Genomic DNA, 26,858 nt, shown 5'->3' with positions numbered 1-26,858 from the left:
TTTGTCAGCACGGACGTTCGCCTGCGAGGATGGCCGCAAGGAGGAATAGCGCCATGTCGTCACTATCGAGCACTACCGGCACGAACCGCGCAACGGCGTGGGCGCTCATCGGCGCGGCCGCGCTGATCCTGAGCGCCGCGATGGGCGTGCGTCAGACTTTCGGGCTTTTCATCGGGCCGTTTTCCTTCGATCGCGGTCTGCCCGTCACACTGATCGCCTTCGCGATCGCACTGCACAATCTCGTCTGGGGCTTCGCGCAGCCGTTCGCAGGCGCCGCCGCCGACCGGTACGGCGCCGCGCCCGTCGTCGCGATGGGCGCGGCCACGTTCGCGGCGGGCCTCGCGCTCGCGGCCGCCGCGACTTCCGGCTGGATGCTCGTGATAGGCCTCGGGTTGCTCGTCGGCATTGGCATCAGTTGCACGAGCTTCGGTGTCGTGCTCGCGACGGTCGGACGCGTCGCGTCGCCGCAAACGCGCAGCGTCGCGATGGGTCTCGCCAGCGCGGGCGGCTCGCTCGGACAAGTGCTGATGGTGCCGTTCGCGCAGGAAGTGCGCGTGCATGCGGGCGTGGCGGCGTCGCTCTATGCCCTTGCCTTCGTGTTGCTGCTCGCGGCGCCCTTGGGCATCGTGCTCGACCGCGCGAGCCGCCGGAGCAAGGCATCGGCGGCGGTGGCGGCATCAAATGAAACACACGCGATGCCGCTGCGCGAGACGCTCGCGTATGCGTCGCGTCATCGCGGCTACCGGCTCCTGACGCTCGGCTTTTTCACATGCGGTTTTCAGCTCGCGTTCATCGCGACACATCTGCCGGGTTATCTGATGCTCTGCCACATGCCGGTCGGGCTCGGCGCGACGGCGCTCGCGCTGATCGGCCTCTTCAACATGATCGGCAGCTGGGGATGCGGATGGCTCGGCGGACGCTGGCGGCAGCATCACGTGCTCGCGTGGCTCTATCTGATTCGCGGCGGCACGATTGCCCTCTTCGTGCTGCTGCCGACGACGAGCGTATCCGTCGTCATCTTCGCCGCCGTCATGGGGCTGACGTGGCTCGGCACGGTGCCGCTCACCAACGGGCTCATCGCGAAGGTATTCGGCACGCGGCATCTGGGCACGTTGTTCGGCGTCGTGTTTCTCAGCCATCAGCTTGGATCGTTTCTCGGCGCGTGGCTCGGCGGCTATGTGTTCGACACGACCGGTTCGTACTCGCTGATCTGGGGTGCGACGGCCGTCGCGGGTCTCGTCGCGGCGCTGCTGCATTTTCCTATCGATGATCGGCCTGTTGACGAAGCATCGCTTGCGGGCATGCGTGCATGACTTATCGCTTCAACAACCAACTCCGCAGCTTCACCGCATCCTGAAAGTGCGCGTGCTCGCCCGGCGCGCCGAGAATCACGAAGAGCGTCGGCCGCCCATGCACCTGCGCGACGACGATGAGGCAATGCCCCGCCTCGTTCGTGAAACCCGTCTTCTGCAATCCCACGTCCCACGCCGCGCGATAGACCAGCGGATCGGTATTGCGATACATCAGCGGCCCCGCGCCGCCGAGCACGAGCTTGTGATGTGAAGTCGCGTATTCGCGAATCGTCGGATAGCGATACGCCGCGCGCGCGAGCTTCGTGAGATCGCGCGCGGTCGATACGTTGTGCGGCGAGAGACCGGTCGGATCGACGAAATGGCTGCGATTCATATGCAGGCGCTTCGCGGTGCGGTTCATCGCATGCACGAAGCCCGCGCGGCCGCCGGGATAATCGCGGCTCAACGCGAAGGCGGCGCGATTCTCCGACGACATCAGCGCGATATGCAGCATCGTCTTGCGCAACAGAAGCGAGCCGACGGGCAGGCGCGAGCGCGACCACTTGAGGCGATCGACATCGGCATCGGTGATGCGCGCGGGTTTGAGCAGCGAGCGTTTCGAGTCGAGCACGACCATCGCGGTGAGAAGCTTGGTGAGCGATGCGATCGGCACGCGCGCGTCAGCGTGCTTCGCGTAGAGCGTGCGTCCGGTGGAGAGATCGACGGCGATCGCGGCGCGCGCCTGCAACACCGGTTCGGCTGCAACGACGCGTTTCGCGTGCGCGATGAGCGGCACGAGACTCGCGACAATGAAGACGATGAAGAAGAGATGGACTTTGAGCATGACGCGATCAGATGCGCGTCATCGAAAAGAGTGGCGGCGGCATGGGGCAGCGACAGGCAAAAGAGTCCGCTACCGTAAGTTGCGCGGCTTAAGTGAAACTTAAACCGCGCAACGCGGGCTAACGCGTGCGCGCCCAGTGCGCGAGTCCCGCGCACGCAATCAGCAGGCTTCCCGTCACGAAGAACACCGAGTGCAAACCGAGCCACACGCCGATCTGCCCGCCGATCAGCGGCCCGACGACCTGCCCGCTGAACTGCGCCGATTGCAGATAACCGAGCATCTGTCCGCTGCTGTTTTCGCTGACGGCGCTGCGCGCGAGCTTCGCGATGGAAGGCAGCAAGCCGGCGAGCGTCATGCCCATCAGCATGCGCAATGCGGCGAGCTGCCACCACTGGTGCACGAACGCCTGCGGAATCATCGCGATGCCGGTCAGCACGAGGCACCCGACGATCACGTTCCAGCTTCCGATGCGGTCCGCCAGCGCGCCGAGCCGCGCCGCGGTCAGCATGCTGCCGAGCGCCGAGCACGCCATGACGACGCCCGCGATGCGCGCCACGTTATCGGCCTTCACGCCGAGCCCGCCGATGTAGACGGTGATGATCGGTTCGATCGACATGTTCGCGAGCAGCACCATCATCGCGGTCATGAGCAGCGCGGCGACCACGACGTAATTCGTGCGATGCGCGTGCGTCGAATCCGTGTGCGACGCGCGCTTTTTCGCATCGTCCGGATGAAAGTCCTCCTTCACCAGAAAGATCGTCGCGAGCGCGGCCACCGCGATCATCCCCGCGCCCGCGAAGAAGGTTCCGCGAATGCCGATCAGTCCCGGCAACATGCCGCCGATCAGCGGCCCGGCGAGATTGCCCGCGAGCGCGCCCGTCGACAATATGCCGAGCGCCCAGCCGGCCCGTTCGCGCGGCGCCTGCGTGCCGATCATCACCGTCGATGCCGACGCGTACCCGCCGATCAGCCCCGCGAGCAGACGCAGCGCGACCAGTTGATGCACCGAATGCGCGACGCCGATCAGCGACATCACGATGGCCATGCCGACCGCCGCGCGCACGAGCATCGGCTTGCGGCCGTAGCGATCGGCGAGACGCCCCCAGATCGGCGCGGTGACTGCGGTGCCGAGGAACGTCGCGCTGAACGCGACGCCCGACCATTCGATCACCGCCGACTGCGACTCCACGCCGAGTTGCCGCACATACAGCGGCAGAAACGGCAGCAGCATGCTGAGACTCACGAGCGTCGTGAACGAACCGAACACGCAGACGGCGAGATTGCGCCGCCAGTACTGTCCGTTGCGTTCGGCATAGCCGAGCGGGATGGATGCTGAAACAACCTGGCTCATTTCGACCTCAACGCGGTAAGCAGATCGATGGCAAGCGCAACGGCAAGCGCGAGCGCGCCGATCACGAACAACAAGCGGTAATCGCCGCCGCTGTTCGAAAACAGAAACGAAAGACCGTAAGCCGCGAGCGCCTGGAGCACGGCGAATCCCGTGGTCGCGGTGCGCCACGCGCCCTTCTGCGCGGCCGGATGATGTCCGAGCAGTTCGTTCACGCGTCCGAGCACGAGCGGCACGATGCCCGGCGTGAACGCGCCGACCAGCACGCTCGACATCATCAGCAAGCCCGAATTCGACGACACCGCGGGCAATGCGACCGCCACGAGCTGAAGCAGATACGCGACGCGCAATGCAGGCCCGAAGCCGGCGCGATCGGCGAGATGTCCTGCGAGGAGCGGACCGGCGATCGCGCCGAGTCCGTAGAGCACCCAGAATTCCGCGCCCGCATCGACACCTTTGCCGAGACCGCGCGCGACGAAATCGACGAGAAAAATCATGTGCGGCACGAGACCGACCGCATTGAGCGCGTACTCGACGAACAACGCGCGCAACGCGGGCGGCGACGGCGCCTTCGCGTGCCTGTGTGGCGTCTCTTGCGCAGGCGCGGGCGCATCCTGCGACGGCCATCCGTGCCACGCGACGATCGTCAGCAACGACGACACTACCGCGAGCCCGAGCCAGGTCTGCGTGAGGCCTTGCCGAAGCAGCAGCGGCACGATCGTCCCCGACGCAGCGATGCCGAGCCCGATGCCGGTGAAAATCGCGCCGCTCGCGAATCCGCGACGCGACGGCGCAACATGCGCGATGATCGTCGGCGCGGCGAGCACCATTAACGCGCCGCCGGAAATGCCCGACAGGAACCGCCACACGAAGAACCACAGAAACGAAACGGGAAACGCGCACGCGACGAACGCGATGGTGGCGAGCACCATCATCGCGCGCAGGACTGTCGCGGCGCGTGCGTGGCGCGCGAGCCAGCCCGCCGCGAGCGCGCCCGCGAGATAGCCGCCGAGATTGGCCGCGCCGAGATACGCCGCCGTCGATGCGGGAAACCAGTGCGCGCCGATGATCGCCGGCAGGAGCGGCGTATAGGCAAACCGTGCAAGCCCGATGCCGATCAGACTCGCGCTGGCGCCGGCCAGCACGCCACGCCAAAGCTGGAACGACCCGCGTTCCGGCTGGTTCAAGACTGCGTATCGCATAGTGCCTCCACTACGGCTTCGGGCGCGCTCTGCGCGCCCTTTCATGAAGGCCAGTCTATATTCGATCGCATCAAGAGAGAATCGACGCCGATCGGAAGATAATCTTCCGTTATGCGGTTGAATCGAGTTGCGATTGCTTGAAGTGACGCCGCAGACGCGGGGTCGCGAAATCGACGAACGCCCGCACCTTCGGCACCGAAAGCCTTCCGTGCGGCGTCAGCAGATGCACCGGCAACGGCGCATGTTCGCTGTCCGGCAGCACGATCTGCAGCGTCTTGTCCTTCACTTCCTTCGCGACGTGATACGAAAAGAGCCGCGTGAGCCCGTGCCCGTCGACGGCGGATGCCACGGCCGCCCGCACCGTGTTGACGATGAAGCGCGGCGCGAACTGCACGACTTGCGGAATCGTCGAGCCGCCCGAAGTCGGAAAGCTCCACGAATCGAGGCCGAAGTGCGTCATCGAGATGATCTGATGCTGCGCGAGATCGGCAGGCTGTCCGATGCGCGGATGCTTCGCGAGATAGCGCGGCGACGCGGCCACGACGCGCCGCACTTCGCCCACGGGAATCGCGATCAGCGTCGAGTCCGACAGATGCGCGATGCGCAGCGCCACATCGATGCCTTCGTCGATCAGGCTCACGGGCCGGTCGAGCATTTGCAGGCGCACGGAAACGGCGGGAAAGCGCGCGATGAAATCGTCGAGCATCGGACGCAGGAAGTCTTCGCCCGCGGCGACAGGCGCGGTGATCGTCAGCAGGCCGCGCGGCGCGGAACGCTCGTGCGCGATCAGCAAGTCGGCTTCTTCGAGATCGATGAGGATGCGGCGGCACGCGGCGGCGTAACGTTCGCCGGCTTCGGACAGCTTGATGGTGCGCGTCGTGCGATGGAGCAGCGCGGTGCCGGTGTGCTCTTCGAGAAAGGCGATCGCCCGGCTCACGGCGGCGGGCGAGCGGCCGAGCCGCCGCCCCGCGCCCGCCAGACTGCCCTCGTCCAGCGTGGCGATGAAAACCTTCATCGCGTCGATTCGGTCCATGTCGGCTCGGTGCTTCGCTTGATCGATGAAGCGCCAAGTCTACCGGACCCAATCGCCTAAGCGCGCCGGTGAAACGCGTCAGACCACCGTGATCGTCACGTCGATGTTGCTCTTCAGCGCCTTCGAGTACGGGCAGGTCTGATGCGCCAGGTTGGCGATTTCCTCGGCCACCGCGCGCTCGATGCCCGGCAGGCTCACGTTCAGGCGCGCGCGCAGCAGGTACGCTTCGCCCGCCATGCCGAGGTCCACTTCCGCATCGACAGCGGTGTCGGCGGGCAGGCGGACCTTCAGTTTCGCGGCGGCCTTGCCCATCGCGCCGATGAAACACGCGGACCAGCCCGCGGCGAGCATCTGCTCGGGATTGGTGCCCGCGCCCGTCGATCCAGGCGGCGAGAGTTTCACGTCGAGACGGCCATCGGTGCTCTTCGCATGGCCTTCGCGGCCTCCGACGACGCGGGTTTTGCCGGTGTACAGGACGGTGTCGATCTGGGTCATGATGCGTTCCTCTGTGTGTTCAAAAGTTGATTGGCTTAGTGATGCGCGAAGAGTCTGGCCACGTCGTTCGTCGACGTGCCGCGCGTGCCCGATTGCGAGATCGTGTCGGTCATGCCGCCGTACGCCTGCATCGGCATTGCGGCGCTTTCATTGGCGATGGTCTGCACGCTCACGCCGCGTTGCGAGGCGGGCGCGCCTGCGAGCGGGTCATAGTGCGGCGCGGGGCCGTAGCCGCTGCTGGCGAAGGCGGAACCGGTGGCGACGGCGCTGACGGCGATGACTGCGGCGGTGACGAATTGCTTGATCATGATTGGGTCTCTATGAGTAATGTCGGTCGATATTTGGTAATAACGAATCAGCTACCTTGATACAGGCTGCGCAGCGCGGCGATCTGACCGTCGCGCTGTGCCTGAACCAGTTCGCGCTTCACTTCGGCGCGGGTCTTGCCCGCGTTGTTCTGGCTCGCAACGGTTTGCTGGCTCTGCACGTTCACCGGGTTTGCCGGCACGGCGGCATGAGCAACACCTGCAACAGCGCTGGCGACGAGAGCGAAAGCAACGATCGTGGATTTCATGGTGTTTCTCCTTGGCGGATCAATCGGTCGGTTGTATGAGTTACGGCACTCGGGCTTCGCGGTGTTCGTCTTGCGTTTCACTCGTGAGCCGTCGTTGTGTGTATTTGAAGCCCCGCAGGTATCTGGCTTGTGTCCGGGATGCGGGTCTTGTGCAATGTTTTGTATCGCGCACGTTCCAGATACATTGCGATACGAAACCCGGCTTAGCGTTCGGCCAGCAGCTTCTGGATCGCCGCTTCGGTCTGCGCGTAATCGCCCTCGCCGACGTGCGTGTAGGCCACCTGCCCGTGCTTGTCGATCAGATAGAACGCCGGCCAGTACTGATTGCCGTACGCGGCCCAGGTCGCATAGCGGTTGTCCTGCGCGACGGGATACGTGATGCCGAAGCGCTCGATCGCGCGCTTCACATTGTTCGTGTCCTGCTCGAACGGAAACTCGGGCGTATGCACGCCGATGACGACAAGCCCCTTGTCCGCGTACTTCTGATGCCACGACTTCACGGACGGCAGCGTATTGACGCAGTTGCCGCACGCGAAGGTCCAGAAATCGACGAGCACGACCTTGCCGCGCAACTGCGCGAGCGTGAGCGGCGCGCTGTTGAGCCATGTGTCGATGCCGGCGAATTCCGGCGCGGCGTTGGAATGCGTGTTGGCGCTTGCGGGCGCGGCGGCGTGCACGGGCGTGATGGCCGCGCAGGCGGCCAGTCCGGCGCACGCGGCAGCGTTCTTGATGGCGGCGAGCATGTCGAAGTCCTCTGAATGCGGTAAAAAAACGGGGTGGCTCGATATGAGCCTTTGGCCCCGGCAGGCCGACGTTCTCATCGGCATGACCGCATTGGACTGCTCGCGCGTATCCCGCTTGTGTCGGAAAAAGGCGCGCTGCGCAATGTTATGTATCGTGCGACATGCGGGATACACTGCGATACAAAACTTCCGCCGAAGCGCGCTATAACGCAGACATCGCATTATCAGCGGGAGCTTCGAATGAAACGCATGCTGGCGGTTCTCGCCTTTCTCGTAGGCGGTATCGCGACGGAAATGGCCCATCCGGTTCAGTGTCTGCTGGTCAGCCCGAGCCGGGTGCAACTCAAGCGTCAACGACAACGATCCATCGATGGAAACCACTGATCACGTATTGATCGTCGACGACGATCGCGGCATTCGCGAACTGCTCGCCACCTACCTCGAAAAGAACGGCATGCGCGTGTCGCTCGCAGCGAACGGCCGGCAGATGCGCGCCGTGCTCGAGCAGCAAGGCGCGCCGGATCTGATCGTGCTCGATCTGATGCTGCCCGGCGAAGACGGTCTCGTGCTGTGCCGCGAGCTGCGCGCGGGCAAGTACCGCGACGTGCCGGTGCTGATGCTCACCGCGCGCAACGAGGAAGCGGATCGCATTCTCGGTCTCGAAATGGGCGCCGACGATTACCTGCCGAAACCCTTCGCCGTGCGCGAACTGCTCGCGCGCATCCGCTCGGTGCTGCGCCGCACGCGCATGTTGCCGCCGGGAATGGAAGTGAGCGAATCCGCGCCGATGCTCGCATTCGGCGATTGGCGCCTCGACACGACCGCGCGTCATCTGCTCGATGCCGAAGGCACGATGGTTGCGCTGTCCGGCGCGGAATACCGGCTGCTGCGCGTGTTTCTCGACAACGCGCAGCGCGTGCTCACGCGCGATCAACTCCTGAACCTGACGCAAGGACGCCAGGCCGATGCGTTCGACCGCTCCATCGACCTGCTCGTGTCGCGACTGCGCCAACGTCTGCGCGACACCGCCCGCGAGCCGCGCTACATCAAGACGCTGCGCAGCGAAGGCTATGTGTTTTCGGCCGAGGTCAAACCGATCGAGTCTTCTCAATGAGCACGGTAACGCCCGCTTCCCTGCTGCACTGGCCGCGCACGCTGTTCGCGCGGCTCGCGCTGATTCTCGTCGTCGGACTGGCGCTCGCGCAGACCTTCTCGTTCCTTCTGACGATGCGCGAACGCGACGATTCGATGACCCACATGATGGTGGGCTACGTCGAGCGCGAAGTGGCGAGCTCGGTCGCGCTGCTCGATCATCTGCCGCCGGACGAGCGCGCGGCGTGGCTGCCGCGTCTCGCACGCCGCAGCTACACGTTCATTCTCGGACCCGGCGAGACGGGCGCGCCGCTGGATGCCGCGCTGTCGGAGCGCTTTGCGCGCTCCATCGGCGAAGGCATCGGCAAGCGCTATCCGCTGACGGTCAACGCCGTGCCCGGCGACAGGGAGCGCTTTCAGGTGCATCTGCGGCTGTCGGACGGCTCGCCGCTCACCATCGATATGCGTCCGATGGTCGGCACGCCGCTGTCCGGCTGGCTGCCGCTGGTGCTGGTGCTGCAACTGATCGTGCTCGGCGGGTGCTGCTGGCTCGCGGTGCGCCTCGCGACGGGCCCGCTCAAACGCCTCGCCAATGCCGCCGATACGCTCGGTCCCGATCTCAAGGCCGAGCGCCTGCCCGAATCCGGGCCGGAGGAAGTCGCGCGCGCCGCGAAGGCGTTCAACGCGATGCAGGACCGCGTCTCGACCTACATGACCCAGCGCATGCAGATTCTCGCGGCGATCACGCACGACCTGCAGACGCCGATCACGCGCATGCGTCTGCGCGTGGACGTGATGGACGACGAGGCGGCCGGCGCGAAGCTTCAGCAGGACCTGAAGGAAATGGAGTCGCTCGTGAAGGAAGGCGTGACCTACGCGCGCACGCTGCACGGCACGAACGAAGCGCCGCGCCGCATCGATCCGGATGCGCTGTTCGAGAGCATCGTCGATGACTATCTCGATGCCGGGCAATCGGTGACCTTGCGCGGGAACATCGCCGGCGCGCTGATGGCGCCTCCGCAGGCGTTGAAGCGCGTCGTGGGCAATCTCGTCGATAACGCGATCAAGTATTCCGGCGCGGCGGAGATCGAAGTCGCCACACGCGACGATGGCCGCGCCGTCATCGCCGTGCTCGATCGCGGTCCGGGCATTCCCGACGAATCGCTGGAGGCGGTGTTCGAGCCGTTCGTGCGGCTGGAAGGCTCGCGCAACCGGCAGACCGGCGGCACGGGTCTGGGGCTCGCCATCGCGCGGCAACTTACGCTCGCGATGGACGCGTCGCTCACGCTGCATCATCGCGAAGGCGGCGGGCTGGAAGCGCGTCTGGTCCTCAAAAAGGCGACTTAACATACGACGTCTCATATCAAACGTGGACTACACGTTAGCCCCGCTTGACGTTGTATAGCGATCTCCGCTAATGTTTGCTCCATGACGCGCGGCCCCACGCGCGCACCGGACATCGCTGGAGACGCCATGCCCCGCCGCGCTGATGTTGTACGACATCGTTTGTTTTCTCCCTCGCAGCCTTCTGGCTGACGCCCGCTTCGCACTTCCCTTCGAATCTCAGACCGGACGCCGCGCCGTGCGTCCGTGCGCTTCGCGCGCGCTCAAAAAATCCGCATCGAGGAGACTTTCATGAAGCAACCGAAACATGCATCGGCGGTGCGATCCGTCGCGCGCCGCACGTTCGTCAAATTCGCGGGCATTTCGGCGGGCGCGCCGCTCATCGGTGCGATGGGCGCGCTCGGCACGCTCGCGGGCTGCGGCGGCCACGACGACTCGAATTCAGGCTCCGGTTCGACGCCGCCGCCCGCCGCACCGGACCCGATCTGGGGCGCGTCCGGTTCGGCGACGCAGATCGTGAACGCGCTGCAAAGCGTATCGACGTCGATGTTTCCGAGCCGCCAGTTCCTCGTCACCGATTACGGCGCGAAGCCCTGCGCGGTCGTCGCGGCGGCGAATCCGTACACCGATCCGACGAAATCGCCGTTGAGCACGGGCGCCGATCAGACCAACGCGCCCGGCTCCTTCGACTCGCGTCCGGCGTTTCTCGCGGCCATCGCGGCTTGCAACGCGGCCGGCGGCGGCCATGTCGTCGTGCCAGCCGGCGCGTGGTATTGCGCCGGCCCGATTGTGCTGCTGTCCAACGTCGACTTCCATCTGTCAGCGAACTGCACGGTCTATTTCAGCCCGAATCCGGCCGACTACGCGAAGGACGGCCCGATCGATTGCGGCCCGAACGGCAAGCTCTTCTACAGCCGCTGGCAGGCGAACGACTGCCTCAACTACGGCCCGCCGGTCTACGCGCGCAACCAGAAGAACATCGCGGTCACGGGCGAAGGCGATACTTCGGTGCTCAACGGCCAGGCGATGACGCCCTTCGCCGGCAGCGGCAACACCGCGACGTGCTGGTGGACATGGAAGGGCAACAACGGCGTCTACGGCTGCGTGAATTCGTCGACGCCTTCACAGGCATCGAGCAACGCGAACAACGTCGATCTGAAAACCGCCGTGCCCGGCATCCCCGATGCGCTCTACGCCAAACTCACCGATCCCGCCACGCCCTGGCAGCAGGACCAGAACTATCTGCCCGCGCTTTCGGAGGCGGGCGTCGCAATCGAGAAGCGCATCTTCGGCATCGGCCATTATCTGCGCCCCTGCATGGTGGAATTCATCGGCTGCACGAACGTGCTGATGGAAAGCTATCGCACGAACAACACGCCGTTCTGGCAGCACCATCCGACCGATTGCCAGAACGTCGTGATGCGCGGCGTGACCGTGGACAGCATCGGCCCGAACAACGACGGTTTCGATCCCGACGCCTGCGACATGGTCCTGTGCGAGAACGTCACGTTCAACACTGGCGACGACTGCATCGCGATCAAGTCGGGCAAGAATCTCGACACGCAATACGGCCCGGCGCAAAACCACGTGATCCAGAATTGCACGATGAACAGCGGCCACGGCGGCATCACGCTCGGCAGCGAAATGGGCGGCGGCGTGCAGCAGATCTACGCGCGCAATCTGCAGATGCTCAACAAGTTCTGGGCGACGAATTCGCTGAACATCGCGATCCGCATCAAGACGAACATGAATCGCGGCGGCTTCGTGAAGGATTTCTACGTGGACAACGTGACGCTGCCCAACGGCGTGAGCCTGACGCCTTCCGGCTACGGCAGCAGCCTGCTCGCGGGCAGCCCGATCAACGCGACGGTGCCGCTCGGCGTGGCGACGGCGGCGGCGGCGAATCCATCGGCGGCGCAGGGCGGCATCATCACGTTCGACTGCGACTATCAGCCGTCGAAGGACGCGATCCGCACGCGGCCCGCGCTCGTGCAGAACGTGAATATCTCGAACGTGAAGGCGAGCAATGTGTCGCTGAACGGCGTGACCGGTTCGTGCTTTCAGGCGATCGTCGCGCAAGGCCCGGTCGCGTTCGATTACAACGGCCCCGCGCCGACGCCCGCGATTCCGGCGATCACCGGCGTGACGATCACGGATTGCGATTTCGGCACGCCGGTCGCGGCCGGTCCCGCCACCGCGACGACGCCGGGCCCGATCTACGCGTACAACGTGCACGACATCGTGTTGAAGAACACGGTGATCGCGGGCGTGACGATGAACTCGACGGTCAGCGATCCGCGCTGATCATCGCCCGGACAGGCGTCTCGCGATGAGCAAGGGCAAGCGCAGCACGAAGCCGAAAAGAAGCCGCGCGTGCATCCATGTGAGCAGCGCGTTGTCGCGGCCATAGCGGAAATGCGAGACGCCGCCCTCTTCCGGTTTGAAATAGCGCACTGGGGCGTCGAGGTTGATCGGGCGCACGCCGCGCCAGCACAGACGCACCACGGCTTCGGGATCGAAGTCGAAACGGCGCATCCATGTGGCTTTGCGCATCAGCGCGGCGAGCGGCGCGATCGGGTAGACGCGAAAGCCGTACAGCGAATCGCCGATGCCCATCCAGAGCGTCTCCAGATTCGCCCAGCCGTTCGAGATGCGCCGGCCCTGAACGCGCAGTTGCGGCGCGCTTGCATCGAATGTCGGGCGGCCGAGGATCATCGCGTCGGGCGCGCGCATCGACGTTTGCATGAAAGCGCCGATCAGCGCGGCGGGATGCTGGCCGTCGGAGTCCATCGTCAGCGCGTGGGTGAAGCCGAGTTTCGCGGCTTCGTCGATGCCCGCGAGAATCGCCGCGCCTTTGCCGCGGTTCTCGGGCAAGACGATTACGTGCAGGCCGGGGTCGGTTTTGGCCATTTTCAGCAAGCGCTCGGCGCTGCCGTCCGTGCTGCCGTCGACTACGACCCATACCGGGTTCCACTGTTCCCGCGCGCCGCGCACGGTTTCGTCGACTTTCTCGCCAGGGTCGTAGCTTGGAATGAGGACGAGATGCGTGGACGATGCGCGTGATGATGGCATTGAGGAAAGCGACGAGCGGGAGGGACGTGGTGGATTTTAACGTCTGTGGGGGGAGGTGCTTGGGGGTTTCGCTGGATCCCGGTTTCGCGGTGGTTTATTAGCACTGCCCCTGTGCGGGGCGGCAGTCACTTTCTTTGCTGCTGCAAAGAAAGTAACCAAAGAAAGCAGCTCGTTTAAGCCCGCGGTCACACGCACGTTGGCCATGCTTGCCAGCCGCACGTGGCACTCGCCTAAGTGTGGCTCTCATAGGCCCCAACGGGCTTGGATCGCGCACGGTCTGCCGCACCAAATGTTTTGACGCGCTGGTTCAGCACGAAATTGCTTCGGCACAGCGCTACGCGCTGCCGTTGGGTATGCGAGGGCAACCATCGGAGAAGAAGCACACGCAAACCCGATTGACCGAACGGCCGCGAAGCGGGCCGCAGCTATTTCGTGCTGAACCAGTGACGCAAGCGAAGCGATGTGTCAGACCGTGCGCGAGCCAAGCCCGGTAAGTCCTTCGAGGGCGACACTTAGGCAAGTGCCATCGATGGCTGGCAAGCATTGCCAAACTGCGTGTGACCGCGGGCTTAAACGAGCTGCTTTCTTTGGTTACTTTCTTTGCAGCAGCAAAGAAAGTGACTGCCGCCCCGCACAGGGGCAGTGCTAATAGACCACCACGAACACGGGATCCGGCGAAAAAACCCCCAAACCACCCCTACCCCAAGACCGCATCCCGCAAGGTCAAAGTCCCAAACCCCCGATCCGCCGCCGCCCGCAAGACCGTATCGAGCGCAGCCAGCACGACCGGCACCCCATGCACATCCCTCGCAGCGTGCCCATCATGAACGAGCAGGATATCGCGCGCAGCGAACCCATCGAGCAAGCGCCTCGCGACGAGCGCCGCATCACCCGTGCGCGTGTCGAAGCCGCGTCGCGTCCAGCTCGCGAGATGAAGCCCCAGACCGCACAGCACCGGTTCGAGAAACGGATTGCGCAATCCCGCCGGCGCGCGAAAGAACAGCGGCCGCGTGCCCGCGATATCGCCGAGGGTCGTTTGCGCCGCGTCGATTTCCCGCCGCATAGCTCCCGGCCCCATCAGCGAAAAATTGTGCCGATGCCGCTGGCTGTGATTCTCCACCGCATGTCCACGCGCGACGATCGCCTCGACGATGCGCGGAAGTTCCCGCGCGCGCTCCCCGATGCAGAAAAACGTCGCCCGTGCGCGATGCGCGTCGAGCAGATCGAGCACGCGCGGGGTGACGTCGGGATCGGGACCGTCATCGATCGTGATCGCGATGGACGCGCCCGCCGATTCCGGCAGCGTCGTCCAGTTGTGGCCGAGCAGCGCGCTGCGCGGCCAAAGTCCCGCCGCCGTCAGCGCGCAGTGCGACGCAATCACGCCGCCCGCCGCCCACGGCCACGTCGCGGGCGATACGGCAAGCGCCGCGAGCGCACCCGCGTGCACGGCTGCCACGCCGCCGATCAACGGCGTCGGGGTCCATCGACGCGGCTGGCCGGGCGCGTTCATCGCGAAAATCCGGAACGCGGCGCGAGGATCGCCGAGAACAGCAGCGCGAGAATCGCGCCGGGGCCGATCGTCAGCCCGAAGGTCTTGAGCATCGGCACACTCGAAAGCGCGAGCAGCCCGAAACCGAGCACGGTCGCGAGATTCGCGATCACGAGCGACACGAGCGTTTGCGGGGAAATCGCGTTGTCTTCGGCGTGCGCGCGATAGTTGAAAAAGAGCGCGTAGTTCGAGCCGACCGCGACGATCAGCAGCATGCCGATCAGATGCAGAATCGTCAGCGACTTGCCCGCGAGCGCGAGCCCCGCGATCACGACGATCACCGCCGCGACGAGCGGCGCAAGCGTGCGCGCCGCGCGCACCGGCGAGCGCAGCGCGAGCACGAGCAGCACGACGATCGCGGCGAATCCGCCGAGCGAGAGACGAATGTCCTCGTGCACGTAGTTCTGATAGAGACGGTCGGCCTCGGCTTTCATATCGACGAACAGCGCGTCCGGCACCTGTGACGCCGTCACCGCCGCGCGAATCTTTTGCGCCTGCACGTCCGAGCCTTCGGCCGCGCGCAACGGCAGCATCGCCGTCCAGTGGCCGTCGCGTTGCGTGAGGAGCGAATCGACTGCGAGCGCCATCGACGTGCCCTGCAGATCGGCGCGACGCAGCAACGGCCGCGTGCGGGCCGCGTCGGCATCGGCGATGAACGGCTCGAAGACTTCGGGCTTCACGCGGATCGTCTGATCGCGCAGCGCGACGGCGAGACGCGTGCGCAGTTCCCCGGCCGAAGGCAGGCTCGCGAGACGCGCGCGCTGTGCGGCGTCGCTCGGCAGATAGCGCGCCGGACTTTCGTAACCGGCGATCACGTGCGCATCGACGAGCGGCTGCAACCGACGCGCGACCGCTTCCGCCCGTTCGAGCGCCGCCTGCTCGTTCGCCGCCGACACCACGACGAGATAGCGCACGTCCGGCGCGCCGACGTCGGCGCGCAGACGTTCATCGAGATCCTGGCTCGCCTTCGGAACCGGACTCAACGCGGCCAACTCCTGACTCCAGAGCCCGTGTCTGTGCATGAACAAGGTGGCGACCGCCGCCAACAACAACACCACGAGCGCCACGCGCAAACGCGACGCATGGCCGGCGACACGCGCGAGCCGATTGCCGAGGCGCGAGACGTCGCGGATCGCAAAGCCTTGCGGCAACGCATGCGGCAGCACGAAACGCGTAACGATGCCCGCCGTCGATAAACCGACGATCGAATACAGCCCGAGTTGCACGAGGCCCGGAAAGCCGGAGAAGAGCATCGAGGCGAAGCCGCAGATCGACGTCAGCACGCCGAGGCGGATCGTCGGCCAGAAGCTCGCGACCCAGTCCTTCAGCGATTCGCGCCGCGCGACGCCCGCCGATTGCACGAAGAGATAGATCGAATAATCGACGGCCTCGCCGATCAGCGTCGTGCCGAAACCGAGCGTGAGTCCATGCACGGTGCCGAACGCGAGGCTCACGGCGGCGACGCCCGCGGCCACGCCGGACAGCACCGGCATCAGACCGAGCAGCAGAGTGGGCACCGAGCGATACACCGCCAGCAGCAGCACGACGATCAGCACGATGCTCGCCGCCGACAGCCAGCGCACGTCGTGCATGATCGTGTCGCGTGTTTCGACGGCGAATACGCCCGGTCCCGTCATCAGCAGCCGATACGGCGATGCGCCCGGCGCGGCTTGCGCGAACGCATCGCGGATCGCGGCCATCGCGCTGGCTTGCGCATCGGTGTCGGAACCGGCGCTCGCGGTCTGCGCGAGCAGCACGGCGCGCTGGCCGTCGCGCGATGCCCATACGCCTTCCTGCATCGAAGGCTGCGCGCCGCTGTCCAGTTGACTGACGAGCGCGGTGACTTCGCCGGTCGGGTCGTGCGGCAGCAAGTCCTTCGTCATCATCCCGGCGGACGAGCTCAGCAGATCGAGGCTGTCGGCGAGCGCGTCTTTCAGACCGGCGCCGCTGAAGCGCTCGGGCGTCACCGCGGGACTCAACTGATAGCGATGCTCGAAAATGAAACGCTCGTCACGCGCCGCGCCGACCGGCTCGCCGTTGTTGATCGCGGAGAAGCGCTTGTCCGCGCGCAGCTTGGCCGCGACCTTGCGCGAGACATCGGCGCGGCCGTTCGCATCGCCGCCTTCGATGCCGACGAGAATCAGCCGCGAAACGAGCCCGTCGCGCAGTTGCTCGACAAGCACGCGTTGTTGTTCGCTCGGCGAGCGCGGCAGGAAAGCGGAGAGATCGGCGGAAAAGTTCGTACGCGCGATGACGCCCAGGCACACCGCGAGAAAGCACAGCCAGACGATGACCGCAGGCTGACGAAGGACAGCGCGCATGCCGGGTTCAGTGCGCCGACGCGTCTTGCAGGCGCATGAGCGAGCGATCGCCGTCGGCCTGCTTGATCTCGACGCGCGCGAGCGCCGCGCCGCTGCCCGCGAGCGTGATCGAGCTGACTTTCTGCTTCATGCGCGAATCGATCGGCACGAGGGTCATCGTCCAGTCGTTGCCCTTTCCGTCGATCGACACCTTGTACGCGTTCTCCAGCGCGAAACGGTTGCCCGCGAGCGTCGCGCGGATGCTTTCGATGAACGCGCCCAGTTCCGGATAGTTGCGCAGCGGAATCGTCACCTTGCGGCCGTTGCGATCGACGGTGAGCATGTCGCCATCGACGACGAGATTCTCAGGCTTCGGGCTGACCGTATGCTTTTCCAGATGATCGGGCGCGACGAAGACCAGTTCGCCCGACGATTCGAGCGGCTCCTGCGCGATCTTCAGATAACGCGTCTCGGTGAACTGCGCGCGCCCGGATTTTTTCGCGCCGAGCGTGTTCATCAGGCGATCGAGCGTCCAGGGCGCATCGGCGGCAAAAGTCGGTGCCGACATGACGCACAGCACGGCGGCGGTCAGCACCGCGGAGAAAACTCGCATAAGCTCAGGAATCCTTCGTGACTTCCCGCAGACGGGCGCCGGCCGCGCGCGCTTGCGCCGGTTCCTGCACGGCGTTCGCCTGCCAGAAGTCGAAATAGTTGAACCAGTTGTACGGCGCCGCGCGGCAATATTTTTCGAGCAGCGCGACGTAGCGCGTGAGTGCGGCATCGACGGCGGCGGCGCGCTCGCCGCGCCCGGTCTTCGAAAAATCGGCGAGGGTTTCGAAGTGGATATCGTAGCGGTTGCCGCCGAGATACAGCCCCGTCATGAAGACGACCGGACGCCGCAACACCGCCGCCATATGCAGCGGCCCGAGCGGAAACGCGGCCGGCGCGCCGAGGAATTCGCGTTCCTTCAGCGCGTCGCCCGCCTGACGCAGCGTGCGATCCGCGAGAATGCCGACGAGCGTGCCCGCATCGAGCCGTTCGCGCACCTTCAGCATCGCATCGACCTTGCCGAGCCCGATCACGTCGTGATGCGCGGCCGGATTCACGGCGGCGAGAATCGCGTTGATCTTGCGCGCGTTTTCTTCGTACATGGTGATCGCGATGCGGATATGCGGCTGCGCCCGCCCGATCGCGCGCACCACCTCGAAGCTGCCGAGATGCGCGCCCATCAGGAACGCGCCGTGGCCGTCGGCGAGCGCGGCCTCGACATCCTCGACGCCATGCGTGCGGATATCGAACAGATCGAAGCGTTCGTTGAGCAGATAGATGCGGTCGTGAATCGTCGACGCGAACGAGAACACATGTCGATAACCATCGCGCCAGTCCGCATGCCGGCCGAGCGCGCGATTCAGATAAGCGCGCGATGCACGCCGCGCGCGCGGCGCGAACACCACGAAATACGCGGCGATGATCCGCAGCAACACGCGCCCGATGCGCCGCCCGAAGCGCAGCGACACCCACGTCATGAAGCGCAGCAACGCGAGGTTGCTGCGTTCCTGGCGCTCGGCCCAGTCGTCGCGGTTGCGCGGCTCGTTCACGATGCTTGCGTGCCGTTGTCGATCATGCCGACGGCGCCGCTCGCCACCGCGCGAACGCCCGCGCGAATCGTGAAGCGGATCGCGCCGCTCGCGGACGTTTCGTACGTGATGTCGAGCGCTTCGCCAGGGACGGCCGGGCTGAGGAATTTCGCCGATTCGATCCTGCATGCGCCGACGTTCTTTCCGAGCGCGGAACCGATCGCGTCGAGCGCGTGATCGAGCAGCACGACGCCCGGCACGATCGGGCGTCCGGGGAAATGCCCGGCGAGCGCGGGATGTTCCGGCGGCACGGTAAAGCTCAGCGCGGCGCGGCGGCTGCGTTCCTGTTCGATCAACTGCGTCAGCACTTCGCGCGGCAGCTTGCCGGTCGCGTTGCGCGGCAGCGAATCGACGAACAGCAGCGGACGCGGCATGAACGCGGCGTCGATGCGCTCGCGCAACGCGCGCTGCAAGTCCGTCGCCGCGAGCTCCGGCGCCACGACGAGCGCCATCAGACGGCGCACGGCTTCGCTGTCGGCGGGGCTTTCGTCGGGCATGTAGAACACGCCGTCGATCACACCGGGCACCGCGTTCAACTGATGATTCAGATACGCGAGCGACGTGCGCTTGCCCGCGATATTGATGAGATCGGCCTTGCGCCCGTGCAGCAGAAAATGCGTGCCGTCGATGAGTTCGAGCGCGTCGCCCATCGGCACCGGCACTTCGACGTGGCCGCCGGATGCCCACATCGTCGGTTCACCGGCATCGTCGGCGCGCGGCGTCAGGGCGATGTCCGGAAACAGTTCCCACGCGGCGGTGTGCGCGGTGCGGCGCGTCGCGATCTGGCCGGTTTCGGTGCTGCCGTAGATTTCCATCAGCGGCGCGTCGAGGCGCGCTTCGGCGTCGAGCGCGAGCTTTTCCGCAAGCGGCGCGGTCGCCGACAGCACGAGCGACGCGCGCGGCAACGCTTCCTCGTTCGCGAACAGCGCGCGCAGATGAATCGGCGAGCTGACGAGCACGCGCGGCTCGGGCACGGCGGCGAGTTCCGCGCGGATATCGACCGGATAGAACGGCTGGCGGTTGCTGAACGCGAGGCCGCCGAGCAGCGCGAGCAGCACCGTCGATTCGAAGCCGTACATGTGCTGCGGCGGCACGGTGCCGATGAGCGTCGCACCCGCTTCGCCGAGCAGGCCGAGACGCGCCGCCGCCGCGCGCACGTTCTTCACCAGAAAGCCCCACGTCTTGCGATGCGGCACCGGCACACCCGTCGAACCCGACGTGAACACGTAAGCGACCACGCGCGCGCCGTCGATGTGCGGGACATGCGCTTCGCCCGTCATGCGGGACGCCGCGCCAAGCGGATACCGGAAGCGCGGCAGGTCGATCGCGCAATCGTCGTTGTCGTGCAGGCAAAACGCGTCCGGCGCGAACGAGGCGAGGGCGCGCACCATTTCGGGCGTATGCGTCGAGGGCAACAGGCTCGTCTTGCCCGCGACGAGCGTCGCGCACAGGCTCACCGTGAAGCGATAGCGGTCCGTGCAGACGTTGAATACATGTCCGCCTTCGGGCAGCGCATCGGCGAGCGCCTGCACGTCGGCAAGAAACTCGCGCACGGTGACGGGCACGCCGTCGCGCCAGGCGATCGTCTGATCCGGCGACGAATGGAAAACCAGCGGAAAGGTCTGCATGTGCGATGAATTCGACGACATTACTGCGCCCCGCCGCGACGCATCTGCATCGACTGCGTGTAGGCGCGCACGGCGTCCATGATGCTCGACGGCTCCATGTCCGGCAGCGCGATGCGGCGGCACGCGTACTCGGCGACGAACATCAGCCCGACGAGCGGCAGCGCGAGATAGTTGGCGAACGTGGACCACGCGACGATCGATGCGCACGCGAACAGCACCGTCGACACGAACGCCGTCGCGACGAAAAAGAGCGTCCATGCAAACGTGACGTGCCGCGTATAGCGCACGACGCGCGCTTCGATCTGGCCGTGGACCATCGTCGCGAACTGGGTGCAAAGTGGCTCGCGGCCGTGAACGAGCGTGCGGCCGAACATCCACGCGAGCGCGAGGTTGAAGCTCGCGTGTTCGAGCCACAAACCCCAGCCGAAATGCGCGGTGAACGGCGCGCGCCCGAGCCATAACGCGATGCACGCGAGCGCCCACAGCGGCAGCAGCCAGCCGCGCGCGGGCGAACGCACGACGGCGTTCAGCGCGATGAGCAGAATCGGCGCGAGGACGAGCGCGAGCCCGAGACCGTGCGCGCCCGGCGTGGACGCGGCATGATGCGCGGCAAGCTGGTAAGCGGCGATCGCACCGACGCCGCCCGCCGCGCGAAGAAAGCGCGCTGCGTTCATCGGCGTGCTCCGCCTGCGCGCGGTGCGCCTGAAAGAAGGAAAAAGGTACGCAACATGGAATGCCGCTGCGGCGTTCTCTTCAGAACGCTCCGTAATTGAACAAAAACCCGGCAGTCGCCCGCCTGACGATCATTTTCCCGCGCGCCTGCGGGCCCGGTCTGTAACCGATTGTTCGATGATCTTACATTCGTCAGACCGGCGGATTTTACCCTACGCACGCGGGGGTCCCGCCCAGCGGCGAAACCGCTGATTTTTCTCAGAAATATCGCGGTCCGGTGCATCTTCCGACCGGTTACCTTTCCTACTAGGCGTCCCAGAGGGCTTCGTCTAGAATTTCGCCACTAGCAATTATCTCGATAACAGGCAGCCGGTGGCGTGCGGGGTACGCGGGGCGCACGTCTTACGAGCCGCCCTTGCGCGCGTTTCTGGCTGGTCTGCACATACGATGAACGAACTGGAAAGAGAGCTCGCCGAGCTGATCGTCGCCGAATTGAATCTCGAGGACGTCGATCCCAAGGCCGTCTCGGCCGATACGCGTTTGTACGAAGAAGGTTTCGGGCTCGATTCCATCGACATCCTGGAGATAGCGCTCCTGATCTCGAAGAAATACGGCTTCGAGCTGCGCTCGGACAATCCCGACAATCAGAAGATCTTCGCGAGTCTCGGCGCGCTCGCCGCGCACGTCGCGGCGCATCGCACCCGATAACGCGCAGCGTCAGCCCCGACAGCCGCTGTCATGCAAGTGAAATCCGCCGCATCGAGACTGAACGACGCGCACGCTCGTGCGCTCGCCGATGCGGCCGCGCAACACGGAATACGGACAGGCGCAATGCAATCGATGACGGAAACCAGGCCATGCGCGCGCTCGTGACAGGCGGCAGCGGCGCGATCGGACGAGCCGTCGGCCGCTCGCTGGGCGCGGCCGGACACGAAGTCTGGATTCACGCGAACGGCGGAATCGAACGCGCTGAAAGCTGCGCGCAAGCAATTCGCGCGGCGGGCGGCACGGCGCATGCAATCGCCTTCGACGTGACCGATCCCGACGCCACCGACGCCGCGATCGCGCGCATCCTGGCCGACGGCCCGGTGCAGATTCTGGTGAACAACGCAGGCATCCACGACGATGCGCCGATGGCCGGCATGACGCGCCAGCAATGGAAACGCGTGCTCGACGTGACGCTCGACGGTTTTTTCAACGTCACGCAGCCGCTTCTGATGCCGATGATCCGCACGCGCTGGGGCCGTATCGTCAACATGTCGTCGCTGTCGGGGCTGATGGGCAATCGCGGGCAGGTGAACTACGCGGCCGCCAAGGCGGGCCTGATCGGCGCGACGCGCGCGCTCGCGCAGGAACTCGCGTCGCGCGGCATCACGGTGAACGCGGTGGCGCCGGGCGTCATCGATTCGCCGATGATCGGTAACGCTTTTCCGCCCGAGCGCATCAAGCAACTGGTGCCGGCGCAGCGCGCGGGCACGGCGGAGGAAATCGCGGGCATGGTCGCGTATCTGGTGTCGGACGCGGCGGCTTATGTCACAGGGCAGGTTCTGTCGATCAACGGCGGAATCGCTTGAATCGGATCGAAAGGAGTGGGATGAGCGAAGCGACGCAAACCTGGGACGTGGCGGTGATCGGCGGCGGTCCTGCCGGATCGACCGCGGCGACGCTGCTCGCGGACCGCGGCTATCGCGTGCGGGTGCTGGAGAAGGCACGGCATCCGCGCTTTCATATCGGCGAATCGCTTTTGCCGGCGAATCTGCGGCTCTTCGAACGGCTCGGCGTCGCCGATGAAGTGCGCGCGATCGGCATGGTCAAGCTCGCGGCCGAGTTCGTGTCGCCGCAGCACGACAATCGTATGCAGCGCTTTCTCTTCGCCGATGCCTGGGACAAGTCGATGCCGAGCGCATATCAGGTGCGCCGCTCCGAACTCGACGAAATCCTGCTGCGCAACGCGGCGAAACACGGCGCGCACGTGAGCGAAGGCTGCCGTGCGCGCGATGTCGTGTTCGCGGCGGATGGCGCCAGCGCGACGATCGGCGCCGAGCACGACGATGGCCGCATCGAGGAAGTGCGCGCGCGTTTCGTCGTCGATGCATCGGGGCGCGACACGCTGCTCGCGAATCATTTCAAGACCAAGCGCCGCAACGAGCGCCACAACTCGTCGGCGCTGTACGGCCATTTCAGCAATGCCCGCCGCAACGACGGCCAGAACGAAGGCAACATCACCGTGTTCTGGTTCGAGCACGGCTGGTTCTGGTTCATCCCGCTCGCGGACGGCGCGACGAGCATCGGCGCGGTCGTGTGGCCCGCGTATCTGAAGCGGCGTCCGAAGGGCACGTCGCTCGAGACGTTCTTCCGCGAGACCATCGCGCTGTGTGCGCCGCTCGCCGAGCGCCTGAAAGATGCCGAACTGATCAGCGAAGTCCACGCGACGGGCAACTACGCGTACACCGGCGACATGACGCACGGACGCAACTTCCTCTTGCTCGGCGATGCGTTCGCGTTCATCGACCCGGTATTCTCGTCGGGCGTGATGCTCGCGATGCAAAGCGCGTTCGCGGGCGCGGAAGCGATTGACGCGGCGCTTTCGAATCCCGCCGATGCGCCCGCCGCGCTCGCGAAATTCGACCGCGACGTGCGTCACGGCCCGCGCGAGTTTTCGTGGTTCATCTACCGCATGACCTCGCCGACGATGCGCGATCTCTTCATGGGCCCGAGAAACCCGCTGCGCATGAAGGAAGCGCTCTTGTCGCTGCTCGCGGGCGATATCTTCGGCACGACGCCGATCTGGCGTTCGCTGCGCGCGTTCAAGGGCATCTATTACATTACGGCCGCGCTCGACTGGCGCAATTCGCTGCGCGCATACCGCCAGCGACGCCGCAATCTGAGCGACGCGAAACGCGCGGAGCTATCGGCCAATTGATCACGATGCAGGGATTTCGTTCGTCGCGCCTTGCGCCCCTGATGTTGCTCGCCGCGAGCACGGTTGCGTGCGCCGATGACGCGCCGCCGCCGAGCAAGCCGTTGTGGGAGGTCGGCGTCGGCATGGGCGTGGCTGGCTTCCCGCACTATCCGGGCTCGGACCAGACGCGCGCGTGGGTCTTTCCGTTTCCCTACGTGATCTATCGAGGCAAGTTCTTCCGCGCCGATCGCGACGGCGTGCGAGGTCAGTTGCTCGACACCGACCGCATCAACTTCAATATCAGCCTGCTCGGTTCGCTGCCCGTTTCCAGCCGCGACGACAACGCGCGCGCCGGCATGCCCGATCTCAAGCCGACGATCGAAATCGGTCCGTCGATGGAAGTGCACCTGTGGCGCTCGCCGTCGCGCGACACGCTGCTCGATCTGCGCCTGCCGGTGCGCATGGGCATCACGCTGGAATCGTCGCCGAAGACGGTCGGCTGGCAGTTCGAGCCGAACCTGAATCTCGATCTGATCGATGTCGCGGGCGTAACGGGACTGCGCGTCGGCATGCTCGCCGGACCGATGTTCGCCGACGGCAAATACAGCGACCACTACTACACGGTCGCGCCGCAATACGCGACGCCCGGCCGTCCCGCGTTCCAGGCGAACGGCGGCTACGCGGGCACGCAGGCGCTCGTGTCGATGTCGCGGCGCTTCAGCCGTTACTGGGTCGGCGCGTTCATGCGCTATGCGAACCTCGCCGGCGCGAGCTTCGCCGACAGCCCGCTCGTGCGGCAAAAGAGCGTGCTCTCGGGCGGCGTGGCGGTGGCGTGGGTGTTCGGACAGTCGTCGAAAATGGTGGCGAGCGATGAGTGACGCCCATCGGAAAATCGGCGGTGCGGACGAACGGATTTCGCTGGGCCGCGCGCTCGAATCCGCGTGGCAATGCGTGGCGTTCTATTTCGCGCTCGTCGTGCTGGCGCTCGTGTGCCTCGCGTGGTTTCCGTTCGCGTGGATTCTGCGGCGCGTGCTTTCCGCCGATGCCGGGCGGCGCGTCGGACGCAGCGTCGTGCAGCGCGTGTGGCAGGGTTATTTCGTGCTCCTGCGCACGCTCGGCGCGTGCCGCTTCGATCTCTCCGAACTCGATTCGCTCGCGGGTCAGTCCGCGATGATCCTCGCGCCGAATCATCCGTGCCTGCTCGATGCGTTGCTGATCGCGTCGCGCGTTCCCGATACGTGTTGCGTGATGAAAGGCGATGTCGCCGGGAACGTGTTTCTCGGGCCGGGCGCGCTGCTCGCGGGGTATATCGTCAACGATACGCCGGTCGGGTTGATTCGCGCTGCGGTCGCCGAATTGGAGCGGGGCTCGCCGCTTTTGCTGTTTCCCGAAGGCACGCGCACGGAGCATGCGTCGGTGAATCCGCTGAAGGGCGGTATCGCGCTGATCGCCGGGCGCGCGCAGGTGCCGGTGCAGACGCTCATCATCGAGACGGATTCGGGCTTTCTTGGCAAGGGGTGGCAGATTTTTAGAAAGCCTGCGCTGCCTATTACTTATCGCGTGACGCTTGGGCGCCGGTTTGCGCCGCCGGGGCGGGATCATGCTGCGCTGCAGGCGTTTATCGGTGAATTGCAGCGGTTTTATGCGGGGGAAGTCGATACGCTTCGGGCGCGGGATTGAGTGGGGTTGGGAGGGTCGCTTAGGCTTTTGGTGGAACTCGGGTTCGTGTCGGTTTATTAGCACTGCCCCTCCCCGGGGCGGGGGTCACTTTCTTTGCTGCTGCAAAGAAAGCAACTGTATTGAGAGTCAAGCGGTAGTGAGCAAAGAATCAAGGTTTTGGGGGATTCCAGGCCGTGCCATCGCGCATCATGGCGTTGAGCTGCGTGAGGAGTTTTCGCATGCCTGCGACGAAGGCGACCTTGGTTTTTTTGCCTCTGGCGCGTAGCTGATCGCAGAACGCCTTGAGATAGGGATTGGCTCGTTGCGCGGCGACGCAGGCCATGTAAAGGGCGCGGCGCACGAAGTGACGCCCGCCCTTGGTATGGCGTTCGCCGCGGTGTGTGCCACTGTCGGAGTTGAATGGGGCAAGGCCGACGAGCGAGGCGATCTGTCGGTTGTTGAGGGAGCCCAATTCAGGCAGGAAGGCGATGAGCGTCGCGGCGGTTGTTTTGCCGATACCCGGAGTGGAGCGCAGCAGGGCTTCGTTTTTGCGCCAGAGTTCGTTGGTGTGGAGGAAGGAGTCGATGTCGCGATCGGCGTCCTTGATGCGTTGCGTGATGAACTGGATGAATTCATCGATGCTGGGCAGGGCCGATTTATGAGCGCGCTTGCGACGGTTTTGCTCGGCGGTGAGCATCTCGATGAGTTGTGTGCGGCGCAGGATAAGGGCCTGCAGCTGCTGGGTCTGCTCATCGGTCAGGGGTCGGACTTCGGGTTGCATGACGGCCCCGTAGCGAGCGATGACGCGCGCATCGATGCGATCGGTCTTGGCCAGTTGTCCGGCGGATCTGGCGAACTCGCGCACCCACGTGGAGTTGACCGCGACGGCGGGCAGACCGGCTTGGCAGAGGGCTTGAAGGACGGCGCGTTCGAGCTTGCCGGTGGCTTCGAGGACGATGAGTTCCGGCTTGAGAGGCAACAATCGGTTGATCAGTTCGGCGAAGCCTTCAGGCGCATTGGGTAGACGAAAGGTTTCGGCGGATCCGTGATAGGCGATGTCGAGGAAGGGTCCGCTGACATCGATACCGACGAACAAGGGCGAAGCGAAGGCGGAAGGAATTTGGTTCACCACAGCACCCATACTTGTAAAGATACGAGCTCGAGGCTCAGTCAACTGTCCGGGTTCAAAGCGGTAAGAAGAAGCGGCGCCACCAGCTTTCTTTCGGGCTGCGAGCCCATGTAACACAAACGGGCTACCGCTTCGGGTGAGCGGAGGAGATCAGTTTCCGCCCACCTGGAATCAATATACAAGTAACCAAAGAAAGCAGCTTCTCATCGCCCGCGGTCAACGCACGTTGGCCATGCTTGCCAGCCATCGATGGCCCTCGCCTAAGTGTCGCCCTCGAAGGGCTAACCGGGCTTGGCTCGCGCACGGTCTGACACATCGCGCCGCTTGCGTCACTGGTTCAGCA

At 65.3% G+C, this 26,858-nt stretch carries 26 protein-coding genes; 10 read left to right on the top strand and 16 right to left on the bottom strand.

Features of this window, described 5'->3' with window-relative positions; translation table 11 throughout:
- The first annotated feature begins 53 nt into the window (after nt 1-53).
- Nucleotides 54-1,313 carry an MFS transporter gene (locus ACEN42_RS27230; RefSeq protein ID WP_371883677.1) on the top strand — a complete coding sequence of 420 codons (1,260 nt, stop codon included), beginning with the start codon at nt 54-56 and terminating at the stop codon, nt 1,311-1,313.
- A gap of 1 nt (nt 1,314) precedes the next feature.
- Here ACEN42_RS27230 and ACEN42_RS27225 read toward each other — a convergent pair whose 3' ends face one another.
- The 8 genes from ACEN42_RS27225 to ACEN42_RS27190 form a co-directional block, all read right to left on the bottom strand.
- Nucleotides 1,315-2,136: a serine hydrolase gene (locus tag ACEN42_RS27225; RefSeq protein WP_187604270.1), complete on the bottom strand. Its 822-nt coding sequence runs from the start codon at nt 2,134-2,136 to the stop codon at nt 1,315-1,317.
- Nucleotides 2,137-2,254: 118 nt separating this feature from the next.
- A complete protein-coding gene (locus ACEN42_RS27220; protein ID WP_371883676.1) occupies nt 2,255-3,487 on the bottom strand; it encodes an MFS transporter in 1,233 nt (410 codons plus the stop codon).
- Nucleotides 3,484-4,686, bottom strand: coding sequence for a YbfB/YjiJ family MFS transporter (locus tag ACEN42_RS27215; protein WP_371883675.1), 1,203 nt, complete (start codon nt 4,684-4,686; stop codon nt 3,484-3,486). Before ACEN42_RS27215 ends, ACEN42_RS27220 begins: the two co-directional genes overlap by 4 nt.
- Before the next feature lie 109 nt (nt 4,687-4,795).
- Nucleotides 4,796-5,719: a LysR family transcriptional regulator gene (locus ACEN42_RS27210; RefSeq protein WP_250485362.1), complete on the bottom strand. Its 924-nt coding sequence runs from the start codon at nt 5,717-5,719 to the stop codon at nt 4,796-4,798.
- A 78-nt stretch (nt 5,720-5,797) separates the two neighbouring features.
- Nucleotides 5,798-6,214 carry an organic hydroperoxide resistance protein gene (locus ACEN42_RS27205; protein ID WP_238295741.1) on the bottom strand — a complete coding sequence of 139 codons (417 nt, stop codon included), beginning with the start codon at nt 6,212-6,214 and terminating at the stop codon, nt 5,798-5,800.
- Between the two features lie 35 nt (nt 6,215-6,249).
- The gene (locus ACEN42_RS27200; RefSeq protein ID WP_371883674.1) at nt 6,250-6,522 is read right to left on the bottom strand and encodes a hypothetical protein; all 273 of its coding nucleotides are present in this window, start codon (nt 6,520-6,522) and stop codon (nt 6,250-6,252) included.
- Nucleotides 6,523-6,569: 47 nt separating this feature from the next.
- Nucleotides 6,570-6,788, bottom strand: a complete 219-nt coding sequence (locus ACEN42_RS27195; protein WP_035499810.1) for a DUF4148 domain-containing protein — start codon at nt 6,786-6,788, stop codon at nt 6,570-6,572.
- 203 nt (nt 6,789-6,991) lie between these two features.
- Nucleotides 6,992-7,531, bottom strand: coding sequence for a thioredoxin family protein (locus ACEN42_RS27190; protein ID WP_035499914.1), 540 nt, complete (start codon nt 7,529-7,531; stop codon nt 6,992-6,994).
- Nucleotides 7,532-7,771: 240 nt separating this feature from the next.
- Here ACEN42_RS27190 and ACEN42_RS27185 point away from each other — a divergent pair, with 240 nt between their 5' ends.
- The 4 genes from ACEN42_RS27185 to ACEN42_RS27170 all read left to right on the top strand — a co-directional run bounded on the left by ACEN42_RS27185 (nt 7,772) and on the right by ACEN42_RS27170 (nt 12,271).
- Entirely contained in the window at nt 7,772-7,915 is a 144-nt protein-coding gene (locus ACEN42_RS27185; protein ID WP_167390430.1) for a hypothetical protein, read from the top strand.
- The gene (locus ACEN42_RS27180; protein WP_035499809.1) at nt 7,902-8,645 is read left to right on the top strand and encodes a response regulator; all 744 of its coding nucleotides are present in this window, start codon (nt 7,902-7,904) and stop codon (nt 8,643-8,645) included. Before ACEN42_RS27185 ends, ACEN42_RS27180 begins: the two co-directional genes overlap by 14 nt.
- Nucleotides 8,642-9,970: a HAMP domain-containing sensor histidine kinase gene (locus ACEN42_RS27175; RefSeq protein WP_187604276.1), complete on the top strand. Its 1,329-nt coding sequence runs from the start codon at nt 8,642-8,644 to the stop codon at nt 9,968-9,970. Before ACEN42_RS27180 ends, ACEN42_RS27175 begins: the two co-directional genes overlap by 4 nt.
- Nucleotides 9,971-10,258: 288 nt before the next feature.
- Nucleotides 10,259-12,271, top strand: coding sequence for a glycoside hydrolase family 28 protein (locus ACEN42_RS27170; RefSeq protein WP_371883673.1), 2,013 nt, complete (start codon nt 10,259-10,261; stop codon nt 12,269-12,271).
- Here the strand turns inward: ACEN42_RS27170 and ACEN42_RS27165 are convergent, their stop codons facing one another.
- The 7 genes from ACEN42_RS27165 to ACEN42_RS27135 form a co-directional block, all read right to left on the bottom strand.
- Nucleotides 12,272-13,039, bottom strand: coding sequence for a glycosyltransferase family 2 protein (locus ACEN42_RS27165; RefSeq protein ID WP_371883672.1), 768 nt, complete (start codon nt 13,037-13,039; stop codon nt 12,272-12,274).
- A 697-nt stretch (nt 13,040-13,736) separates the two neighbouring features.
- Nucleotides 13,737-14,549 carry a polysaccharide deacetylase family protein gene (locus ACEN42_RS27160; RefSeq protein WP_371883671.1) on the bottom strand — a complete coding sequence of 271 codons (813 nt, stop codon included), beginning with the start codon at nt 14,547-14,549 and terminating at the stop codon, nt 13,737-13,739.
- Nucleotides 14,546-16,909 (bottom strand): MMPL family transporter, encoded by a 2,364-nt coding sequence (locus tag ACEN42_RS27155; RefSeq protein WP_371883670.1) that lies wholly within the window; start codon nt 16,907-16,909, stop codon nt 14,546-14,548. Before ACEN42_RS27155 ends, ACEN42_RS27160 begins: the two co-directional genes overlap by 4 nt.
- Nucleotides 16,910-16,916: 7 nt before the next feature.
- Nucleotides 16,917-17,501 carry an outer membrane lipoprotein carrier protein LolA gene (locus ACEN42_RS27150; RefSeq protein WP_187604281.1) on the bottom strand — a complete coding sequence of 195 codons (585 nt, stop codon included), beginning with the start codon at nt 17,499-17,501 and terminating at the stop codon, nt 16,917-16,919.
- Between the two features lie 4 nt (nt 17,502-17,505).
- Nucleotides 17,506-18,486, bottom strand: a complete 981-nt coding sequence (locus tag ACEN42_RS27145; RefSeq protein WP_371883669.1) for an acyl-CoA synthetase — start codon at nt 18,484-18,486, stop codon at nt 17,506-17,508.
- Complete coding sequence (locus tag ACEN42_RS27140) at nt 18,483-20,153, bottom strand: AMP-binding protein (RefSeq protein ID WP_371883668.1); 1,671 nt, start codon at nt 20,151-20,153, stop codon at nt 18,483-18,485. Before ACEN42_RS27140 ends, ACEN42_RS27145 begins: the two co-directional genes overlap by 4 nt.
- A gap of 20 nt (nt 20,154-20,173) precedes the next feature.
- Nucleotides 20,174-20,827 (bottom strand): hypothetical protein, encoded by a 654-nt coding sequence (locus tag ACEN42_RS27135; RefSeq protein ID WP_371883667.1) that lies wholly within the window; start codon nt 20,825-20,827, stop codon nt 20,174-20,176.
- Nucleotides 20,828-21,272: 445 nt separating this feature from the next.
- Between ACEN42_RS27135 and ACEN42_RS27130 the strand changes: the two genes are divergently transcribed.
- The 5 genes from ACEN42_RS27130 to ACEN42_RS27110 all read left to right on the top strand — a co-directional run bounded on the left by ACEN42_RS27130 (nt 21,273) and on the right by ACEN42_RS27110 (nt 25,407).
- Nucleotides 21,273-21,533 (top strand): phosphopantetheine-binding protein, encoded by a 261-nt coding sequence (locus ACEN42_RS27130; RefSeq protein ID WP_008348277.1) that lies wholly within the window; start codon nt 21,273-21,275, stop codon nt 21,531-21,533.
- Between the two features lie 149 nt (nt 21,534-21,682).
- Nucleotides 21,683-22,399 carry a 3-oxoacyl-ACP reductase FabG gene (fabG, locus tag ACEN42_RS27125; protein ID WP_371883666.1) on the top strand — a complete coding sequence of 239 codons (717 nt, stop codon included), beginning with the start codon at nt 21,683-21,685 and terminating at the stop codon, nt 22,397-22,399.
- Nucleotides 22,400-22,419: 20 nt separating this feature from the next.
- Nucleotides 22,420-23,748, top strand: a complete 1,329-nt coding sequence (locus tag ACEN42_RS27120; protein ID WP_371883665.1) for an NAD(P)/FAD-dependent oxidoreductase — start codon at nt 22,420-22,422, stop codon at nt 23,746-23,748.
- 5 nt (nt 23,749-23,753) lie between these two features.
- The gene (locus ACEN42_RS27115; RefSeq protein WP_371883966.1) at nt 23,754-24,605 is read left to right on the top strand and encodes a MipA/OmpV family protein; all 852 of its coding nucleotides are present in this window, start codon (nt 23,754-23,756) and stop codon (nt 24,603-24,605) included.
- Entirely contained in the window at nt 24,598-25,407 is an 810-nt protein-coding gene (locus ACEN42_RS27110) for a lysophospholipid acyltransferase family protein (RefSeq protein ID WP_371883664.1), read from the top strand. The genes ACEN42_RS27115 and ACEN42_RS27110 overlap by 8 nt, the downstream gene beginning before the upstream one ends.
- A 148-nt stretch (nt 25,408-25,555) precedes the next feature.
- Here ACEN42_RS27110 and ACEN42_RS27105 read toward each other — a convergent pair whose 3' ends face one another.
- Entirely contained in the window at nt 25,556-26,527 is a 972-nt protein-coding gene (locus tag ACEN42_RS27105; protein ID WP_371880810.1) for an IS110 family transposase, read from the bottom strand.
- Nucleotides 26,528-26,858: the final 331 nt, after the last annotated feature.

The sequence above is a fragment of the Caballeronia sp. S22 genome, assembly GCF_964261745.1.
Taxonomy (GTDB): domain Bacteria; phylum Pseudomonadota; class Gammaproteobacteria; order Burkholderiales; family Burkholderiaceae; genus Caballeronia; species Caballeronia jiangsuensis.
Note: the sequence above shows the minus strand (reverse complement) of the source record. Positions and strands in the feature narration are given on the sequence as shown.

Bases quoted from the DNA above. Each gene is read 5' to 3' on its own strand.
- ACEN42_RS27150 (WP_187604281.1), bottom strand. From the start codon at position 17,501: ATGCGAGTTTTCTCCGCGGTGCTGACCGCCGCCGTGCTGTGCGTCATG.
- ACEN42_RS27185 (WP_167390430.1), top strand. From the start codon at position 7,772: ATGAAACGCATGCTGGCGGTTCTCGCCTTTCTCGTAGGCGGTATCGCG.
- ACEN42_RS27170 (WP_371883673.1), top strand. From the start codon at position 10,259: ATGAAGCAACCGAAACATGCATCGGCGGTGCGATCCGTCGCGCGCCGC.
- ACEN42_RS27110 (WP_371883664.1), top strand. From the start codon at position 24,598: ATGAGTGACGCCCATCGGAAAATCGGCGGTGCGGACGAACGGATTTCG.
- ACEN42_RS27175 (WP_187604276.1), top strand. From the start codon at position 8,642: ATGAGCACGGTAACGCCCGCTTCCCTGCTGCACTGGCCGCGCACGCTG.
- ACEN42_RS27200 (WP_371883674.1), bottom strand. From the start codon at position 6,522: ATGATCAAGCAATTCGTCACCGCCGCAGTCATCGCCGTCAGCGCCGTC.
- ACEN42_RS27130 (WP_008348277.1), top strand. From the start codon at position 21,273: ATGAACGAACTGGAAAGAGAGCTCGCCGAGCTGATCGTCGCCGAATTG.
- ACEN42_RS27115 (WP_371883966.1), top strand. From the start codon at position 23,754: ATGCAGGGATTTCGTTCGTCGCGCCTTGCGCCCCTGATGTTGCTCGCC.
- ACEN42_RS27230 (WP_371883677.1), top strand. From the start codon at position 54: ATGTCGTCACTATCGAGCACTACCGGCACGAACCGCGCAACGGCGTGG.
- ACEN42_RS27225 (WP_187604270.1), bottom strand. From the start codon at position 2,136: ATGCTCAAAGTCCATCTCTTCTTCATCGTCTTCATTGTCGCGAGTCTC.
- ACEN42_RS27210 (WP_250485362.1), bottom strand. From the start codon at position 5,719: ATGGACCGAATCGACGCGATGAAGGTTTTCATCGCCACGCTGGACGAG.
- ACEN42_RS27180 (WP_035499809.1), top strand. From the start codon at position 7,902: ATGGAAACCACTGATCACGTATTGATCGTCGACGACGATCGCGGCATT.
- ACEN42_RS27105 (WP_371880810.1), bottom strand. From the start codon at position 26,527: ATGGGTGCTGTGGTGAACCAAATTCCTTCCGCCTTCGCTTCGCCCTTG.
- fabG (WP_371883666.1), top strand. From the start codon at position 21,683: ATGCGCGCGCTCGTGACAGGCGGCAGCGGCGCGATCGGACGAGCCGTC.
- ACEN42_RS27165 (WP_371883672.1), bottom strand. From the start codon at position 13,039: ATGCCATCATCACGCGCATCGTCCACGCATCTCGTCCTCATTCCAAGC.
- ACEN42_RS27120 (WP_371883665.1), top strand. From the start codon at position 22,420: ATGAGCGAAGCGACGCAAACCTGGGACGTGGCGGTGATCGGCGGCGGT.
- ACEN42_RS27140 (WP_371883668.1), bottom strand. From the start codon at position 20,153: ATGCAGACCTTTCCGCTGGTTTTCCATTCGTCGCCGGATCAGACGATC.
- ACEN42_RS27215 (WP_371883675.1), bottom strand. From the start codon at position 4,686: ATGCGATACGCAGTCTTGAACCAGCCGGAACGCGGGTCGTTCCAGCTT.
- ACEN42_RS27195 (WP_035499810.1), bottom strand. From the start codon at position 6,788: ATGAAATCCACGATCGTTGCTTTCGCTCTCGTCGCCAGCGCTGTTGCA.
- ACEN42_RS27155 (WP_371883670.1), bottom strand. From the start codon at position 16,909: ATGCGCGCTGTCCTTCGTCAGCCTGCGGTCATCGTCTGGCTGTGCTTT.
- ACEN42_RS27190 (WP_035499914.1), bottom strand. From the start codon at position 7,531: ATGCTCGCCGCCATCAAGAACGCTGCCGCGTGCGCCGGACTGGCCGCC.
- ACEN42_RS27205 (WP_238295741.1), bottom strand. From the start codon at position 6,214: ATGACCCAGATCGACACCGTCCTGTACACCGGCAAAACCCGCGTCGTC.
- ACEN42_RS27160 (WP_371883671.1), bottom strand. From the start codon at position 14,549: ATGAACGCGCCCGGCCAGCCGCGTCGATGGACCCCGACGCCGTTGATC.
- ACEN42_RS27135 (WP_371883667.1), bottom strand. From the start codon at position 20,827: ATGAACGCAGCGCGCTTTCTTCGCGCGGCGGGCGGCGTCGGTGCGATC.
- ACEN42_RS27220 (WP_371883676.1), bottom strand. From the start codon at position 3,487: ATGAGCCAGGTTGTTTCAGCATCCATCCCGCTCGGCTATGCCGAACGC.